We start from the raw sequence: 17139 nt of genomic DNA, 5'->3' as shown, positions 1-17139 counted from the left end.
GACCTCGGAGGTGGTGACGGCCTCGCTGTAGCGGCCGGGCAGCGCGTCGTTGACGACCTGCTCCAGAATCGCGCCACGACCCAGGCGCGCCTCGAGCAGCTTGGCCGGCGCCTTGCCCGGACGGAAGCCGGGGATGCGCACCTGGTTGGCCAGGGCCTTGTAGGCGCGATCGAAGTCCGGCTTCAGCTCCTCGAAGGGCACCTCGACATTGATCCGGACCCGGGTCGGGCTCAGCTGCTCGACGGTGCTCTTCACGGACATGCTCCTTGTTCTCGTCGGTTGTGCTCAGGTTGGGGTGTGGTTGTTCTTGCGCTGGTCAGGGGGTGCGGTACGAGCCCGCGGGCGCACCGGTTCGGCGGCCTGGACGGCGAGCGCCCACACACCGGTGTGATACGCATCCCGACCAGCGTAGTTGACCGGCCGCCACCGGCTGCACGCCGGTCACCCGTAAGGAGCCGCCGTCAGCGTGGGGGCAAAGCTCGCGCCCGGCGACCGGTGCTCGGTGCTCCTGCGGCTCGGCGCGGTGTCGTCCCCGGCCGTCGGGGACGCCGTGTTCAGTTCTGCGGGACCTCGACAGCGTCGGTGACGAAGACCAGCGTCTCGTTCGGTTTCACCCCGTTGCCGCCGGCACCGTAACCGAGCTCGGGCGGGATGATCAGCAGCCGCCGCGCGCCCTGCTGGACGCCTTCCAGGCCCTGCTCCCAGCCCGGGATGACCATGCCCGCGCCGAGGATCAGCTCGAAGGGTTCGCCCCGGTCGAAGGAGCTGTCCAGTTTCTGCTTGTCCGACCAGGTGACCAGCGAATAGTTCATGGTCAGCTGCTGGCCGGCCTGCGCGCCGGGACCGGAACCCGCAACGAGGTCCTCGACGATCAGTTCGCTCGGCGGGTCGCAGTCTTCGGGAATGGTGATGGTCGGCGCTTCGCCGAAACCGCCGGTGACATCGATATCGGCGGCAGTGCATTCGCGCCCGGCCGTCCTGGTTGCGGCGGCCTGACCCAGCTGAGCCGAGGCCGAGGTGGTGGCGGTGCTGGTGGTGGTCTCGGTTTCTTCCGAACCACAGGCCGTGAGGCCGAAGGCGGCCGCCGCCACGGCGGTGACGGCGCAGATCCTGCCGAGTGTGTGCATGCGGCGCACCCTAAACCACCGCCGGATACCCGCGAATGCCCGGTAGCCTGAGGGGAATTCTCCACCCGGCGGTAGACCCGAACGTGAGGAGAGTCGGCGTATGACGCAGTTGGCGAGTTCCGGCGGCGATACCTCGGCCGACAATGTCGGCAGCCGCGGCGGCGCCTCGGTGGCTCCGCGCCCCTATGTGCTGGCCGATCGGCCGGGGCCGATGGACCGCGACGAGATGGCGCTCATGGACGCCTGGTGGCGCGCCGCGAACTACCTGTCGGTCGGGCAGATCTATCTGCTGGCCAATCCGCTGATGCGCGAGCCGCTGGCACCCGAGCACATCAAACCGCGGCTACTCGGCCATTTCGGTACCGTCCCCGGCCTCAACCTGGCGTGGGTGCACGCCAATCGGGCGATCATCGCCCGCGATCTGCACGCGGTGTTCGTCGCCGGCCCCGGTCACGGCGGGCCGGGCCCGAACGCGTGCGCCTGGCTGGAGGGCACCTACTCCGAGCTCTACAGCCATATACCGCGCGATATCGACGGTATGCGCACGCTGTTCGCGCAGTTCTCCTTTCCGGGGGGCGTGCCGAGTCACTGCGCGCCGGAGACTCCCGGTTCCTTCCACGAAGGCGGTGAGCTGGGTTATTCGCTGTTGCACGCGTTCGGCGCGGCATTGGACAACCCGGATCTGACGGTGTTCTGCGTGGTGGGCGACGGGGAGGCCGAGACGGGCCCGCTGGCGACCAGTTGGCACGGGAACAAATTCCTCAACCCGGCCCGAGACGGCGCGGTGCTGCCGATTCTGGCGCTCAACGAATACAAGATCGCCAACCCCACATTGCTGGCCCGTATCCCGGAAACCGAGCTCGAATCGCTGCTGCGCGGCTACGGGTACGAGCCGATCACGGTGGCAGGCGACGACCCGGCGGCGGTGCATCAGCAACTCGCCGGCGCCATGGACTCCTGCCTGGAGCGGATCGCTCAGATCCAGCGCGCCGCCCGCGGCGGCGGCGAGAGCACACGTCCGCATTGGCCGATGATCGTGCTGCGCACCCCCAAAGGCTGGACCTGCCCGCCGGAGGTGGACGGCGACCCGGTGGAAGGCACTTTCCGTGCGCATCAGGTCCCGCTGCCCGCCGCCCGCCAGGATGCCGGTCATCGCGCGGTGCTGGAACAGTGGTTGAAGTCCTACCGGCCGGAGGAGCTGTTCGATGAGGCAGGGAGGCCGGTGTCAGAGCTCCTGGACCTGGTTCCGCGGGGCGAGCGGCGGATGAGCGCCAACCCGGTGAGCAATGGCGGGGTGCTGGTGCGTGATCTGCGGCTGCCGGATTGGCGGGATTTCGGGGTCGAGGTGACCGCGCCCGGGGCGAGTCACCATGAGGCCACCCGTGTACTCGGCGGCTGGCTGCGCGAGGTCACCGCGCGCAATCGGCACAATTTCCTCACCTTCGCCCCCGACGAGCTGGCCAGCAACCGGTTGCACGATATTTTGCAGGTCACCGGCCGGGACTGGCAGGCCGAGATCGGCGAATTCGACGTCGGGCTGGATCGCGACGGCCGGGTGATCGAGGTGCTGTCGGAACATATGTGCCAGGGCCTGCTGGAGGGCTACCTGCTCACCGGCAGGCATGGGTTGTTCACCTGTTACGAGGCGTTCATCCACATCGTGGACGCGATGTTCAATCAGCACGCCAAATGGCTCGACGCCAGCGCGGCGGTGCCGTGGCGGCGGCCGATCGCAAGCCTGAACTATCTGCTGTCATCCCATGTCTGGCGGCAGGACCACAATGGTTTCACCCATCAGGACCCCGGGTTCCTGGACGTGGTGATGAACAAGAAACCCGAGATCGTGCGGGTGTATCTGCCGCCGGACGCGAATACTCTGCTGTCGACCTTCGATCACTGTCTGCGCTCGCGTCACTACGTCAACGTGGTCGTGGCGGGTAAACAACCGCAGGCCGATTGGCTGTCGGTGCCGGAGGCCGCCGTGCATTGCACGCGCGGTATCGGCATCTGGGAGTGGGCCGGGTACAACGACGAACCCGCCGCGACACCCGATGTGGTGCTGGCCTGCGCGGGTGACGTGCCGACATTGGAAACCCTTGCCGCGGCCTCGATCCTGCGCGAACGGCTGCCGTGGCTGCGGGTCAGGGTGGTCAACGTGGTCGACCTGATGCGGCTGCTGCCTCGCGAGGAACATCCGCACGGGCTGCACGACCGGGAATTCGACACGCTGTTCACCCGGGACCGGCCGGTGATCTTCGCCTTCCACGGCTACCCGTGGCTGATCCACCGGCTCACCTACCGCCGCACCAATCACTCCGGTCTGCACGTGCGTGGTTACAAGGAACGCGGCACAACGACCACGCCGTTCGATATGGTCATGCTCAACGACCTGGACCGGTATCACCTGGTCATGGACGTTATCGATCGGGTGCCCGCATTACGTGAACAGGCGGCCGGACTGCGTCAGGAGATGTCGGACGCCCGCTGGCGTGCCCGCGCCTGGACACGTGAGCACGGCGACGATATCCCCGAGGTCGCGAACTGGACCTGGCCGGGCTGACAGCCCGCCTCCTGTCACCTTCCGAACGACCTTCGACCTTGCCGCTGCCTGGCGGCTCAATGACCTTGCCGCTACCCGACGGCGCAATGGCTGCACCTGAACCGCCCGACGATAAAGACGTCCAGCAACGTCCGCACGGTCATACCCCTTTGCAGCAGCGTCCTGCTGAGCTTTGCACCCGCTCAGCAGCCGAAAACGGTTGTCGACAACACCTTTCTGCCGTGATCGAGTCGATGGGCGATCTCCGCCACAAACTTCCCAGCAATGAGAATATGGCTCGCCAAACGTCGAATCACCGCGTATCGTCCCGTTATATAGCGGTACATAGAACGCGGAAGACGCGCATCGTCTCCACCTCGGCGTTCAGCGGCCCTCGACGAACGGAGACTCCGATGACCATCACCAACGGCACCCACGGACTGGCCCGCAAGATCTTCGCCACCGCCGCACTGGCCGGCGCGCTGGCGTTCGTCCCGGCGGCCATCACCCCCCAGATCGCGGCAGCGGAATCGCAGCGCAACAGCAGCCACGACCACGGACACGGATACGGCGGCCGCTACGGCAGCCACTACGGCCACGGGCACTTCGGCAGCCACTATGGCCGCGACAACAACAACGGCCCCGATCACAGCAACCGTCGCGCCGCCGACCAGGGGCACAGCTTCGACCCCGACCGGAACCCGAACTACAGCAGCCGGTTCCAGACCAACATCTGCAAGACGCGGCCGTTCTACTACACCTGCCGCTGAGCGGACCGGCGCGCAGATCTGCGCCCCCGGCGGCATTCGGATGCGTAACACCGCACCCGTTCGGCCAGCTCGTCGGGCACATATCGGACGATATCGTTGCGTGAGCTGATCATCAGCTTCTGTCTGATGCTGGCGACCTGCGCGTCCACGGTACGCACCGAACTGTGCCGCTCGTCGGCGATCGCGCTGTTGGGCCAGCCCGCGGCGGCGAATACCGCCACCTCGCGTTCGGCCCGGGACAGCGCAGACCACAGCCCGCAGGTCAGTTGTGGTGCCTGCGACCGCGGCGTCGCCGTTATCGCAGGCGGCGGTGTCGCCGCCGCGAAGCGTGGCAGCTCGCCGGACTCCGGCTCGAATACGGCGCCGTCCCGCTCGGCCGCGGCGTAGGCCTGCTCACCGATAACCGCGCACGCCGCTGCCGCGGCGCGGCGCAATCCGGCCGCCACCATGGGAATGCCGTCGATCTCGATACCGACCGAGCGGTGGCCTGCCTTGTATCCGCCGATCAGCCGGGCGGTATCGGCTGCGAGGTCGGCTGCCGCCCTCGTGGAGTGGGCACGATCGGTGAGCAGCCGCGCCAGTGCCATGATGTGTGCGCCGACCGCCCAATTCGTCGTCCAGGTATCTTCCTCGGCGCCATAGCGGGTCAGCACGAGGTGGGTCATCTCCATGGCCTCCTCGACGCGGCCGTGTTCGGCCAGCGCGACCGCGCGCGCGATCTGTGCCCAGGAGAGCGACATCGGCGAACCGGAAGACTCCGAGCGCAGCAGATACCGCTCGGTGCTCGCCAGCGCCTCCTCCTGGTCCCCGAGGACGGCCGAGGCCAACGCCAGTAGCACCTCGCTACGTTCCGCGCCGACCCGGTCCCCGCTCGCGGCGAATTTACGGCTCGCGCGCTCGAGCACGGTGATCGCCCTCGGGTCGATGCCGATCAGCATCAGCTCGAGGCCCCAGATCCATTCGACGGCCGCGGGCAGCCCGTTAGCGGAGTCGGCGGTATCACGCAGGCACAGCCTCGGGTCCGGGCCGGGCAGGTAATCGGTGGCGGCACAGCCGTCGAACAGTCGTCCGGCATAACCTCCACGTCCCCGCCACAGCGCGTGCCAGCCGAGCACGGAGGCGGCCCGGAACGGAATCCACCTCGACAGCAGCACACCGGCCGTTTCCAGCCCGATCATCGCCTCGCCGGGATCGACAGGCCCGGGCTCGATACCGAGCAAGATGTTGTCCCAGGACGAGCGCGCCCAAGCCAGCCATGCCTGTTCTCGCGGCCCATACCGCAGCGACTGGCCGGCGACCACGCGGTCGCGATAGTAGCGGCGGTGCCGTCCGGCCAGCCGGGACGCCAGGTCCGGATCGTGGCGACGCAACCGGCCCCAGGCGAAGACGCGAACACTTTCCACCAGGTACCAGCGCGCCCTGGTCTCGGTGATGTGGGTCGCCACCAGCGAACGCTCGACCAGTCGTTCCAGCAGGTGCTCGACCTGTTCGGCAGGTAACACCGGATCGGCGCACACCGCGACGACAGCGTCGAGGTCGATACCGTTGCGCAGCGACTCCGCACTGTCGGTCTCGTATCCTGCGGCGAACACCGACATACGTTCGAGCAGCCTGCGTTCTGGCTCGCTGCACAGTTCGAACGACCAGGCGAGTACGTCGTAGACGCCGCGGTGCCGGACGTCGATACCCGAGCGCGCACTGTGGGACCAGCGCATCCGCTTGTCGTCGGCGTCGCCGGTGAGTTCACCCAGCACCATGGCGGCGGACCGATGCCGCAGCCGGGCGGCGGCCAACCGGATGAACAGCGGACTGTGGTCGACATGCCTGCATATCTGCGCGGCGATGGTGAGTACGCCCGGCTCGTCCGGGATGGGCCTTCCGGTGAGTTCGGCACGCTGCCGGAACAGCTCGAGCGCGTGCCGCGGTGGCAACGGTGGCACAGTGAGGAGGTATTCATCGACCCAGCCGATGGGTTCGCGGCTGGTGGCCAGGATGGTCAAGCCGGGCACGGCGCCGAGTAGCGCGGTGACCACCCGGCCGACACCGGCGAGCACATGCTCACAGTTGTCCAGCACCAGAATGCTCCGGTCGGCGCCTGCACCATCGGTGAAACTGCGCACCAGCACGTCGAGGGTGGATGGATCGGTCACGTCGGTACGCCCCACCGAGCGCAGCACATCCTGCTCGACAGTGTCCGAATCGCGCTCGATATCGGCCAGCCCGGACCAATACACCGGCCGCTGCTCGCCGCGATGGAGGCTGCGCAGCGCCTCGGCGGCCAGTCTGGTCTTTCCGATACCACCCGGCCCGACCAGCGTTATCAGCCGCGCGGTACCGGACAACAGCTGACCCAATCGCTCCATTTCCCGGTCGCGGCCGACGAATCCGCCGGGTGTTACAAGAGGTTCCGTGCCGGGAAACGATACGACGGACATAGAAACGTAAGTTAGCCGACACAGGCTACGAACGGGCGATAAGCGTCAGGTCAGCCCGAACCGATGAGCAGGGTTACCGGCCGGTTTCGCCACCGGGACGGCTCAGCACAGTGCGCGGTCGGCCTGCTGGTAGTGCATCTGCACGACGGCACTGTCGAAGGTCATCACGTCGAGCAGGTGCAGGCCGGTCATATCGACGGGCGACCGGAACAGCGGCACCCCGCTGCCGAGCAGCATCGGGTGCACGAACAGCCGGTACTCGTCGATCAGATCGTGTTCCAGGAAAACGGAGGCGGTCTCGGCCCCGCCGAACAGCACCATTGTGCCGTCGGTCCCGGCCTTGAGCGCGGTGACTTCGGCGACCAGGTCGTCGGCGACGATCCTGGTGTTCCAGCCTGCGGAGCGCAGGGTCCGGGAGAACACCAGCTTCGGGGTGCGTTTCCAGCATCGAGCGAAATCGATGTAGAACTGCGATATCGCCGGGTCAGCGTCTGCGGTCGGCCAGAACGACTCCATGATCTCGTAGGTTTTGCGTCCGTACAGGAACAGGTCGGCCTGCCGGAGTTCGTCGAGGAACGATTCGCACAGTTCCTCGTCGACCACGGGCCAGTGGATCTCGTCGTCCGGACCTTCCGCGAAGCCATCGAGGGATATCTGCATCCACAGTGTCACGCTTCCCATTACCCATACCCATCTGCTGCTTCGTGCGACAGCGGAGATTCTTACCATGAGCAATGACACGACGCATCGGTAGATAGGCGCGTACCTACCTAGGTAGCGGAGACGTGCAGACGAGACAACGGATCCGCCGAGACCGAAGGGGCCTCGGCGGATCCGCCGGAACCGGCGCAGCCATCGCCACTCGTGCTGCGCCGGAGCTGGTGCCGGCCGGGAGACAACCACCGAACCGAAGACCATGTATCACTATCTATTGTACCGATAAATAACGGCACATCAACCTATTGGTGAGAGGAAGAGGAAAACAGGAGAAGCGGCCCGGCTCAGCCCTCGGCCGTCACTTCGCCCAGATCACTGTCACTGTCGAGGTATGCGCCGACGAGCCGGTTGACCAGTTCCGCGCTCGCCCGCCCCGGCACCACCCTGGCCCGCTCCAGCCGGGCAGTGAGCTCCGCCAGATCGGTGGTACCACGTTCGGAACGCTGATACTCCTGCCACGCGGTGCGATGGAACAGGTCGACAAAGCGGCGGGCGATGCGGTCACAGTCGGCTCGCAGCTTCTCCAATTCGCCGAGCACCTCGTCGTCGGGCAGGCCGACCGCGGCCAGATGCTCGCAGATCCGGATCAGCTGCCGATCGGCGACCCGGTAGGTGGAGGCGTCGACCGGCGCGTACAGGCCCGCGGCAACGACCCGCGCCAAACCATTGGGTATCTGCCGGTAGCGCTGTTCGAGCTCGACCGCCGGTATCGTGCCGTCAACCGGCGATTCGTCAGCGGGAGCCGCATTACCCTCCGGCACGCCGATCGGGCTGACGCCGAGGATATCGCCCAGATCGTCACCGCGATCCCAGGCGGCGAGCAACTCCTTGATCCCGTTCAGTTTGATTCCGCGATCCAGCAGCCTGCTGATGGTGTGCACCCGATTGAGGTGTTCCGGCCCGTAGAAGCCGGTGCGCCCTTTGACCTGTGGCGGGGGCAGCACTCCCCGCTCGTGGTAAACCCGCAGGCTGCGCACGGTCGTGCCGGCCGCGCGCGCCAGCTCGTCGATCGTGTACTCCACACCGGCCATACCTCAAGCAAACCACATCCGAGCACCACGAACCGCTCTGCGCAGGGGATACGTGTCCTGGGTAACGGCAGTTACGGCGAGACTAACCGACCGCCGACTGCCAGGCGCGGCGCTGGACCACGCTGCGGCGTTCGTCCTCCGACATTCCGCCCCAGACACCGTAGGGTTCGCTCACCGAAAGAGCGTAGCTACGGCACTGTGCGAGCACCGGGCAGCCGCCGCAGATCTCCTTGGCCCGCCGCACCCGCGCAGCGCGGGCGCGGCCCCGCTCACCGTCGGGATGGAAGAACACCGCCGACTCCAGCCCGCGGCACGATCCCCGCAATTGCCAGTCCCAGGCTTCCGCTGCCGGACTGTGGCGCTGGATCACGGTGGGGGGCATCGAGACTCCTCATGGTGCGACTGCGTGGACGTCAGCCTAATTTCTCCCCAAGTATGGGAACCCTGCGCGGGGATGCTTCCACCTTCCCGCCGCTGGAAAATCGGCGACCGGCGATGCCTGTGCCGCCCACATATTCTTCCGATATGACTGATACGCCCGGAACGCGAGTGAGCGTCGAGGCGCGCGAGCGGGCGATGCGCGAACTCGCCGAGCATATGAGCTCCGGGCGGCTGACCCTCGCCGAGTTCGACGAACGCAGCGCCGGTGTCGCTGCCGCGAGCACCACCGAGCAGCTCGCCGGGCTGTTCGCTGATCTGCCCGGCGCGCCGCCGCCCCCGGCACCTCTGGAAAGCTTCGATCCCACCCGCAGTTTCGTGCTGCTCGGCGCGACAGGGGCCGTGCTCGTGCTGGTTGCCGCGCTGATCTTCGGAGGCTGGCTGTGGCTGCTCGCCGCTCTGCTGCTGCTCGGCGGCGGAGCCGCCCTTGTGGTGTGGATCAAGCGTTCGCGTTAGTTCGTTCACCACCGGGTATAGGGACGAACGCTGTTCGCCAGATCAACCAACCGGTACCGGTGCAGCCGTTCCGGTGCGGTGCGAGCAAGCGCCCGCAGACAGGTTTCGAGACCGCGCCGCAGTCCGGGTTCGGTGAGTGGGAAACCCAGGATCTCCGCATCCGTCGATGCAGGACGCCTGCGTACCCGCAACCATTCCAGGGCCACACCGACCACAATGACCTTCAGTTGCAGCGATCGCGGTTGCTCGGGAAGGCGCGCGAGCCGGTGCGCTGTCTCGATCAGATCCACCTCGGTGATCTCGGCGCTGGGCTGCGAGACCAGCAGTAGACACCCGGTCATCTGCGCGACATTGTGGTGACGCGAGGCGTTGGGCACCTGGTCGAGCACCGCGACCGCATCGTGGATCTGCCCGTCGGCTGCGAGCCGGCGAGCCAGGCCGAACGCTGCGCTGGTCATTCCGTGGTTGGTCTGCCACACCAGCCGGTAGAAATCGGTGGCCTCGCGATGCCAGCGCTCGGCATCACCGGACGGCTCCGCACGCTGCAGCACCAGTTCCGCCGTGGCCGCCGAGGCCAGTGCGGGTGCGATCTCGCCGGGCAACATGGTGTGCACCTCGTCGAAATGCCAATAGGCACGCTCGTAATTGCCGTCGAGCAACGCCGCGACAGCGGTGAACCACTCCAGCCGCCAATCTGAGTCGTAGGCCGGGCGTAGCCGGGAGATCCGTTGCCGCGCCTTGTCCAACTCCCCCAGGTCGAGATGGGCGCGGATCGCGGTCATGGCGCCCTCCAACTCGAAGGTCTCCGGTTCGACGATGGTCCCGGCGGCGATCCGCTCATGGGTCTGCGACAGCGCGTCGAGGGTGTGGCGGGCGTCGCCGTGCAGCAGGCTGGACAGCAGGTCCGCACTCGGGTCCTCGCCGCTGATCAGTGGGATCGGCAGTGCCGCCACCACAGCGGCAGCTTCGAGGCCTGGTTGGTGATGCATCCCGTCGACCATCCCGTCGGTCTGCCCGATTACCGTCTCGATACCGAAATCTTCGCGTGGCGAGCCGAATTCGACCGAGGCCTGGGGATGTTCTCGGCCGGTGTCGGCGGCCAGCACCATCCGCAGCACGCCCGCGAGCTGGCAGTACATCGAGTACGCGGACGGAAAGCGGCGGGCCGGGTCCGGATCGGTGGCACGGGCCAGCAGCCGGTGGAGGTACGGATAGCGGCGCAGCAGTTCGCTTTCGCTTGCAGCGGGCAGATCGCGCCGGTAATTGCCCTCGGTGTCCTTGGCCAGGTCGAGGGTGAGTGCGGCGAGGGTGCGGCCGACTGCGTAGATATCGGTGACGACGGTCGGGCCGGTCTGCAGGATCTCCGGCGCCTGATAGCCAGGCGTACCGTAGATGCTGCCATAGGACTCCATGGCGGCAACCGCGCCGAGGTCGATGAGTTTGACCTCGTCCTCGGTGACCATGATGTTGTCGGGTTTGAGATCGTTGTAGGCGAGCCCGAACGAATGCAGATAATCCAGCGCAGGCAGGATCTCCATGGTGTAGGCGATGGCCTCGGCGACCGGAATACGGGCCGGGGCGGCCTGATCGAGCATGGTCTTGAGCGAACGGCCACCCACGTACTCCATGACGATATAGCCGTCGGCGATATCACGGGCAGATCTATGCTTGACGAAATTGTAGATCTTGACGACGCCCGGATAGTCGACCTCGGACAGGAACTGCCGTTCAGCCAACGCGACCACATGGGCCTCGAAATCCTGCGGGTTCTGCAGTCCCTTCAGCACCACCCAGCGGTCGCTGACATTGCGGTCGACAGCCAGGTAGATCCAGCCGAGACCGCCGTGGGCCAGACAGCCCTGTACCTCGTATTGCTCGGCGACCAGTTCGCCCGGTTGCAGAGCGGGCCGGAAATTGAACGGTGAACGGCAGCGCCCGCATTCGCCGGTGACCGCGCCGGGGCCGCCGGGACCCGACCGGCCGACCGGGTCCTGACAGTTCCAGCAGAACCGCTTCTGCTCGGGCACTTCAGGGTTTTCCAGCACCGCAGCCCGCGGATCGGCCGATTTAACCCGCGGCAGCACCACCAACCCTGCGCCCAGCCTGCGCACGCTGGGCCGAGATCTGGCGTTGCGGCCGGAGACCGCCTCGCCGTCGATGTCGTCGAAATCCCCGAAGTCGTCCGGGGCACCCAGATCGAGCAGGTCGGGTGGTTCGGCAGCCTGAGTCAGCTCGGCACCGGTGTGGCCGCGCTCGGGTGTCTCCCGCTCCGCCGCTGCATTCGCCGGGGACGCCGCCGCGGACGTAACGAAACGCTGCGACATCTGGCCACGCGTGGTGCGCCGGGTCGACCACGGGTGTCCGCCACTCGGCGGCGCTTCGGCACCGCGCATCCGCCGATTCGCCCAGGCGGGTCGCAGCGGATATTCGGACGCGCTGGGGTGCTCCGGCATGTGGACCTCTCATACCCGCTGTTGAACCGAGGACTTATTCTCATCCCCTACCCTGCGGTGCGCTCGACCACTGTTCCCGTTGCTGGGAACGACCGGAAACGACTTCACCCCCGAAACCGTGCAGGCCCGGGGGTGAAGTGGGTGTTTTCAGTTGTCGTTGTCGTTGTCTTCCGGCTTGTCCAGTACCCGAACCGGGTCTTTGGCTGCAGGCCGCTCGGCCAGCACCGGGAACTGCCCGGTGTAGCCGCTGCGTGCCGCCGCCAGCTCGTTGACCTTCTTACGGCACATGAACCAGCCGCCGACCAGCGCGGGAACCATGATCACCGCCATCGCGATCACCGCCATCCGCTGCTCGGCCTCGTCGCTGAACAGCATCAGCAGCACCACGGCCACCAGGAAGGCCAGCGTCGCGTAGCTGGTGTACGGGGCGCCGATGAGCCGGAAGGACGGCCGCTCGACCAGCCCCTTCTTCGCCCAGCTGTACAGCTTCAGCTGGCAGAGCACGATCGCGGCCCATGAGCAGATGGTGCCCAGCGCCGAAACGTTCAGCACGATCTCGAACGCCTTGTCCGGCACCACGGCGTTGAGCCCGACACCGACCAGCGCGATCGCACCGGTGGCCAGGATGCCGACGTAAGGGACGCCCTTGCTCGACATACGGCCCGCAACAGTGGGGGCGGAGCCGTTCATCGACATCGAACGCAGGATACGGCCGGTGGAGTACAGACCAGCGTTCAGGCTGGAGAACGCGGCGGTCAGCACGACCAGGTTCATCACCGAGCCGGCGCCGTCGATACCGATCTTGGAGAAGAAAGTGACGAACGGGCTCTCGCCGTCCTTGAACACGGTGTAGGGCAGCAGGAGTCCGAGCAGGACCAGTGAACCGACATAGAACAGCGCGATACGAGCGATGACCGAGTTGATGGCCCTTGGCATGATCTTCTCGGGGTTCTCGGCCTCACCGGCGGCGGTGCCGACCAGTTCCACCGCCGCGTAGGCGAAAACGACACCCGTGGTGACCAGCACCAGCGGCAGGAAGCCGGTCGGGAAGAGACCGCCGTTGTCGGAGATCAGGCTGATACCGGTGGACTGGCCTTCGATATCGAAGCGGCCTGCCAGGAAGACGGTGCCGACGACGAGGAAGGTGATCAGCGCGACGACCTTGATCAGCGCGGCCCAGAACTCGAGCTCGCCGAACCATTTGACCGACACCATGTTGATGCTGACGACCAGTGCCAGGGCGATCAACGCGATCACCCACTGCGGCACCACCTCGAACGCTCCCCAGTAATGGACATAGGTCGCGATCGCGGTGATATCTACGATCCCGGTCATGCACCAGTGGAAGAAGTACATCCACCCGACGCCGAATGCCAGTTTCTCGCCGTAGAACTCGCGGGCGTAGGAGACGAACGACCCGGAGGACGGACGATGCAGGACCAGCTCACCGAGCGCCCGCAGGATGAAGAACACGAACACACCGCAGACGGCGTAGACGATGAAGAGCCCGGGACCGGCGTCGCGCAGTCGGCTGGCAGCACCGAGGAACAGGCCGGTGCCGATAGCGCCGCCGATGGCGATCATCTGCAGCTGACGCGGACGCAGGGACTTGTGGTAGCCAGCGTCTTCGGCATGCAGCGCTTCGCCAGGCGCTTCCAGCGCGGCGTCCGAGGGAGGTCGAACAGTTGTCATCGTGATGCCTTTCGAGTGGCGGCGATCATATCTGCGAGCAATGTACCGCTAAACAACGGCACGTTCAATAGGTAAGTACCCGCCGTAACTCACTGGAAACCAACAACTTTGCCGCCTACGGGCGTTGCCCGGCGTTCACTCGGCCGGTTCCACCGAACCACCACTCAGCGGTACGCTCGGCAGGTACACCTTGATGGGGAGCGCATATGGCCTGGTTCGATCGCGAGTTCATCGCCGTTCCGGAAAGCAACAAGAATCAACTCGTCTACAAGTGGCCGGACCTCAACATCCGCCGATACTCACGCGCCATCGTCAACGCCGACGAGATCGCCCTGTTCGTCAAATCCGGCCACGTCATCGCCACCATGGGGCCAGGACGGCACCGCATCGACGCCGACGAACTCCCCGTCCTCGGCGCACTCGTCGACTCACTGTCCGGCGGCAACTTCTACCGCGCCGAGCTCTACTTCATCTCCAGCCGGGAAATATCGGGAATCAAGTTCGGCGGACGACTCGCCGACATCGCCGATCCGGTCAGCGAACAAGTAGTAACGCTGCGGGTATTCGGCGAATTCGCGCTGGCCGTCCGCGACGCCACCCAACTGATCACCTCGATGACCGGCACTGCCGACCTCACCGACCCCGGCAAAACCCAAGCATGGTGTGCCGAGCTGTTGCTGAAAGCGATGAAGATCGCTGTCACCCAAGGTGTCTCTCGCGGAGAATGGCCCGTCATCGGGCTGTCCGGACACCTGGAACACATCGAAGCAGCAGTACTACGGCAGACCAACATCGCGCTCTACGAATACGGACTACGAGCCACCCGACTCGGCAACTTCGACATCACCCTCGCCCCCGAAGACGCCGACCGGCTCAAACGACTGGCCAAAGACGTCACCTACATACGGCTCGCCGGCGACTTCCGGCAATACGCAGCAGGAGAACTCGCCCTAGGAGCCGGACAAGGGCTGGCCACACACGGCGGCGGAAGCGAAGGAGGGTTCCTCGGGGCCGCCCTGGGAATCAACGCGATCGGGCAACACACTCCGCAGGCCACTCCCCCGACGGGAACACCGCCCAAAGCGCTGGCGAGCGGAACAGAACAACCGGTGTGCGGGGAGTGTCATACAGCGAACCCGGTGGGGGCGCGGTTCTGTATGGAATGTGGGACCAGGTTGGGAAGTGCGCAACCGAAGCACTGCCACGGGTGCGGGGCGGAACTGGTGGCAGGCGCACGGTTCTGCGGATCGTGTGGGGCGCGGGCCAGCTGAGGCTGTGTTCATGGCCGCGACTTCGTCGCGGCGGGTTTGCGGCCTCCCTGGTGGCTCGACTGGCGCCTTCGGCGCATGCGCGAGTGTCGGACGTTCGTCCGCCCCGGCGCTCCCAGCGAGTGTCGGACGTTCGTCCGCCCCGGCGCTCCCAGCGAGTGTCGGACGTTCGTCCGCCCCGGCACTCCAAGCTGCAAGGGCTGAAACGCGAGCCGGGCCGCAAACCGGGCAGGGCTGGGTGAGTGCAGGTACGGGCGTTTGGCTCAGGGTTCACGCCTGGGCTGGATGCAAATGGGGCGAACAGAGCCCGCATGCATCCGTTGCGAAGGCACGATGCCCGGGCCGGCTGTGGTGGGCCGGTCCGGGCATCGGAGGTGTTCGGTGGGCGGTTAGTTCGTCATGGCTGGGCCTGCGGCACTCGATTCGGAGTTACCGACCAGGCTGCGGACCTGCCTGGCGGCGACCGACAGAGTTGCCAGGTCGAGGGCGCCTACGGCGAATATCTCGTTCAGTGAGGCAGTGGCGCGGGCCAGCCTCGGGCGGTTGGTCGACTGCCAGTACTCGATTTTCTCCTCGACGCTGTCCTCTGGTTCGGTTGCCGCCGCCACGTCCAGGGTGAGCAGGCGCAGGGATTCGTAGAGGTCGTCCCGGACGGCGAGGCGGGCCAGGGTGGGCCAGCGTTCGCCGTGCTCGAGGTCGCCTACAGCCTTGATGAGGCGTTCGATATCGAAGTGGTCGTTGAGGGCGAAGTAGAGCACGGCGATCTCGTCGGCGGCACGTTCGGCGATATCCGCGATATCGAGCACATCGAGCAGCGGGAACAGGTGGATCAGGCGGAAAACCTCTTCGGCGAGGTCCTCGGGGGCACCACGCTCGACACTACCGCGGGAGCGGGCCGCCAGATCCTCGGCGAGGTAGCCGGGCAGCCAGGACGGCACCTGCGCCGCCAGTGCCCGCACGCCCGCGCCGTAACGCGCTATATCGGCGCCGATGGCGACGGGCTGGGGGCGGTTGAGCAGCAGCCAGCGGGCCGCCCGTTCCAAGGTTCGGCTTGCCTCGAGTTCCAGCTCGTCGCGGGCGGACGCCGGCATGGGCGTGGTCCTGATGCGGTCCCAGATCGTGCGCAGCCCGAAGATCTCGACCGCGGCGGTGAAGGCGCGCAAGGCGTCGTCGGTGGTGGCCCCGATCTCCTCGGCGAGGCGGAAGGCGAACGTCAGGCCGCCGTAGTCGACCATCTCGTTGACCACCACGGTGGCCACGATCTCCCGCCGCAGCGGGTGTTTGTCGATAGCCGCCGCGAACCGTTCCTGCAGGGGTGTCGGGAAGTAGGCGGGCAGCACACCGGCGAACGACGAACTGTCCGGCAGGTCGCCCGCCAGCAGATCCGCCTTGAGCGACAGCTTCACATGCGCGATCACGGTCGCCAGTTCCGGTGAAGTGAGGCCGCTGCCTGCGGCGGCGCGGCGCTGCATCTCCGCATCCGACGGCAACGCTTCGAGTTCCCGGTCTATGCCGCGCCGCTGCTCCAGATCGTTCAGCAGGCGACGGTGCACCGCGCACTGCTGCGCAGCGCTCGCCCTGGCCAGGCCGATCAGGAAGTTCTGCGAGATATTGTCCCGCAGCACCAACTCGGCCACCTCATCGGTCATCTGCGCCAGCAACGGATTGCGATCGGCGAGGTCGAGTTCCCCACTGGAGACCACGGCGTCGAGCAGAACCTTGATATTGACCTCGTGGTCGGAGCAGTCCACACCCGCCGAGTTGTCCAGCGCGTCGGTGTTGATCCGTCCGCCCTTGCTGCTGAACTCGATCCTGCCGAGCGCGGTGGCGCCGAGGTTGCCGCCCTCACCGACCACCTTGGCGCGTAGGTCGATGGCGTCGACGCGGACGGCGTCGTTGGATTTGTCGCCGACCTCGGCATTGGTTTCGGTGCTCGCCTTGATATAGGTGCCGATACCGCCGTTCCACACCAGATCCACGGGAGCGGTCAGGATGGCGCGAATCATTTCCGGCGGCGACAGACGGAGCACCTTCGGATCCAGGCCGAGGGCTTCGCGCACTTCGGGAGTCACCGGAACAGCTTTCGCGGTGCGGTCGTAGACGCCGCCCCCCGCACTGATCACACCCGCGTCATAATCCGCCCACGACGACCGCGGCAACCCGAACAACCGCTGCCGCTCCCGAAACGACCGAGCCGCATCCGGATCAGGATC

Annotated in this window: 13 protein-coding genes; 4 read left to right on the top strand and 9 right to left on the bottom strand. The window is 66.4% G+C overall.

Going from position 1 to position 17139, the window contains the following annotated elements:
- Together B0T44_RS24475 and B0T44_RS24470 are read right to left on the bottom strand one after the other, a co-directional pair.
- Nucleotides 1–255: trigger factor family protein (locus B0T44_RS24475; RefSeq protein ID WP_139795346.1), on the bottom strand; the 255-nt coding region annotated here is incomplete at its 3' end.
- 299 nt (nucleotides 256–554) lie between these two features.
- Nucleotides 555–1127, bottom strand: a complete 573-nt coding sequence (locus B0T44_RS24470) for an FKBP-type peptidyl-prolyl cis-trans isomerase (RefSeq protein WP_077120612.1) — start codon at nucleotides 1125–1127, stop codon at nucleotides 555–557.
- Nucleotides 1128–1227: 100 nt separating this feature from the next.
- On the opposite strand from B0T44_RS24470, the gene B0T44_RS24465 reads away from it, so the two are divergent.
- Both B0T44_RS24465 and B0T44_RS24460 read left to right on the top strand, forming a co-directional pair.
- Nucleotides 1228–3687, top strand: a complete 2460-nt coding sequence (locus B0T44_RS24465) for a phosphoketolase family protein (protein WP_081512649.1) — start codon at nucleotides 1228–1230, stop codon at nucleotides 3685–3687.
- A 392-nt stretch (nucleotides 3688–4079) separates the two neighbouring features.
- The gene (locus B0T44_RS24460; RefSeq protein ID WP_077120610.1) at nucleotides 4080–4436 is read left to right on the top strand and encodes a hypothetical protein; all 357 of its coding nucleotides are present in this window, start codon (nucleotides 4080–4082) and stop codon (nucleotides 4434–4436) included.
- On the opposite strand, the gene B0T44_RS24455 is transcribed toward B0T44_RS24460, so the two are convergent.
- The 4 genes from B0T44_RS24455 to B0T44_RS24440 form a co-directional block, all read right to left on the bottom strand.
- Entirely contained in the window at nucleotides 4421–6871 is a 2451-nt protein-coding gene (locus B0T44_RS24455) for an ATP-binding protein (RefSeq protein WP_139347973.1), read from the bottom strand. The two genes, B0T44_RS24460 and B0T44_RS24455, sit on opposite strands and share 16 nt — an antisense overlap.
- A gap of 102 nt (nucleotides 6872–6973) precedes the next feature.
- Nucleotides 6974–7552 carry a dihydrofolate reductase family protein gene (locus B0T44_RS24450; RefSeq protein ID WP_077120606.1) on the bottom strand — a complete coding sequence of 193 codons (579 nt, stop codon included), beginning with the start codon at nucleotides 7550–7552 and terminating at the stop codon, nucleotides 6974–6976.
- A 320-nt stretch (nucleotides 7553–7872) separates the two neighbouring features.
- Complete coding sequence (locus B0T44_RS24445) at nucleotides 7873–8619, bottom strand: MerR family transcriptional regulator (RefSeq protein ID WP_077120601.1); 747 nt, start codon at nucleotides 8617–8619, stop codon at nucleotides 7873–7875.
- An 82-nt stretch (nucleotides 8620–8701) separates the two neighbouring features.
- Nucleotides 8702–9001, bottom strand: a complete 300-nt coding sequence (locus B0T44_RS24440; protein WP_077120599.1) for a WhiB family transcriptional regulator — start codon at nucleotides 8999–9001, stop codon at nucleotides 8702–8704.
- Nucleotides 9002–9144: 143 nt separating this feature from the next.
- Here B0T44_RS24440 and B0T44_RS24435 point away from each other — a divergent pair, with 143 nt between their 5' ends.
- Entirely contained in the window at nucleotides 9145–9513 is a 369-nt protein-coding gene (locus B0T44_RS24435; RefSeq protein WP_175648122.1) for a DUF1707 SHOCT-like domain-containing protein, read from the top strand.
- Between the two features lie 5 nt (nucleotides 9514–9518).
- Here the strand turns inward: B0T44_RS24435 and B0T44_RS24430 are convergent, their stop codons facing one another.
- Nucleotides 9519–11966, bottom strand: a complete 2448-nt coding sequence (locus tag B0T44_RS24430; RefSeq protein WP_077120595.1) for a serine/threonine-protein kinase — start codon at nucleotides 11964–11966, stop codon at nucleotides 9519–9521.
- A gap of 147 nt (nucleotides 11967–12113) precedes the next feature.
- Nucleotides 12114–13658: an amino acid permease gene (locus B0T44_RS24425; protein ID WP_077120593.1), complete on the bottom strand. Its 1545-nt coding sequence runs from the start codon at nucleotides 13656–13658 to the stop codon at nucleotides 12114–12116.
- A 206-nt stretch (nucleotides 13659–13864) separates the two neighbouring features.
- Here B0T44_RS24425 and B0T44_RS24420 point away from each other — a divergent pair, with 206 nt between their 5' ends.
- Nucleotides 13865–14929 carry an SPFH domain-containing protein gene (locus tag B0T44_RS24420; RefSeq protein ID WP_077120591.1) on the top strand — a complete coding sequence of 355 codons (1065 nt, stop codon included), beginning with the start codon at nucleotides 13865–13867 and terminating at the stop codon, nucleotides 14927–14929.
- 386 nt (nucleotides 14930–15315) lie between these two features.
- Here B0T44_RS24420 and B0T44_RS24415 read toward each other — a convergent pair.
- On the bottom strand, nucleotides 15316–17139 hold a 1824-nt coding region (locus tag B0T44_RS24415; protein ID WP_139347972.1), incomplete at its 5' end, for an NAD-glutamate dehydrogenase domain-containing protein.

It is taken from the genome of Nocardia donostiensis (assembly GCF_002081715.1).
GTDB classification, from domain to species: Bacteria; Actinomycetota; Actinomycetes; order Mycobacteriales; family Mycobacteriaceae; genus Nocardia; species Nocardia donostiensis.
The sequence above is the reverse complement of the archived record's forward strand: the minus strand, read 5'-3'. Positions and strand labels throughout refer to the sequence as shown.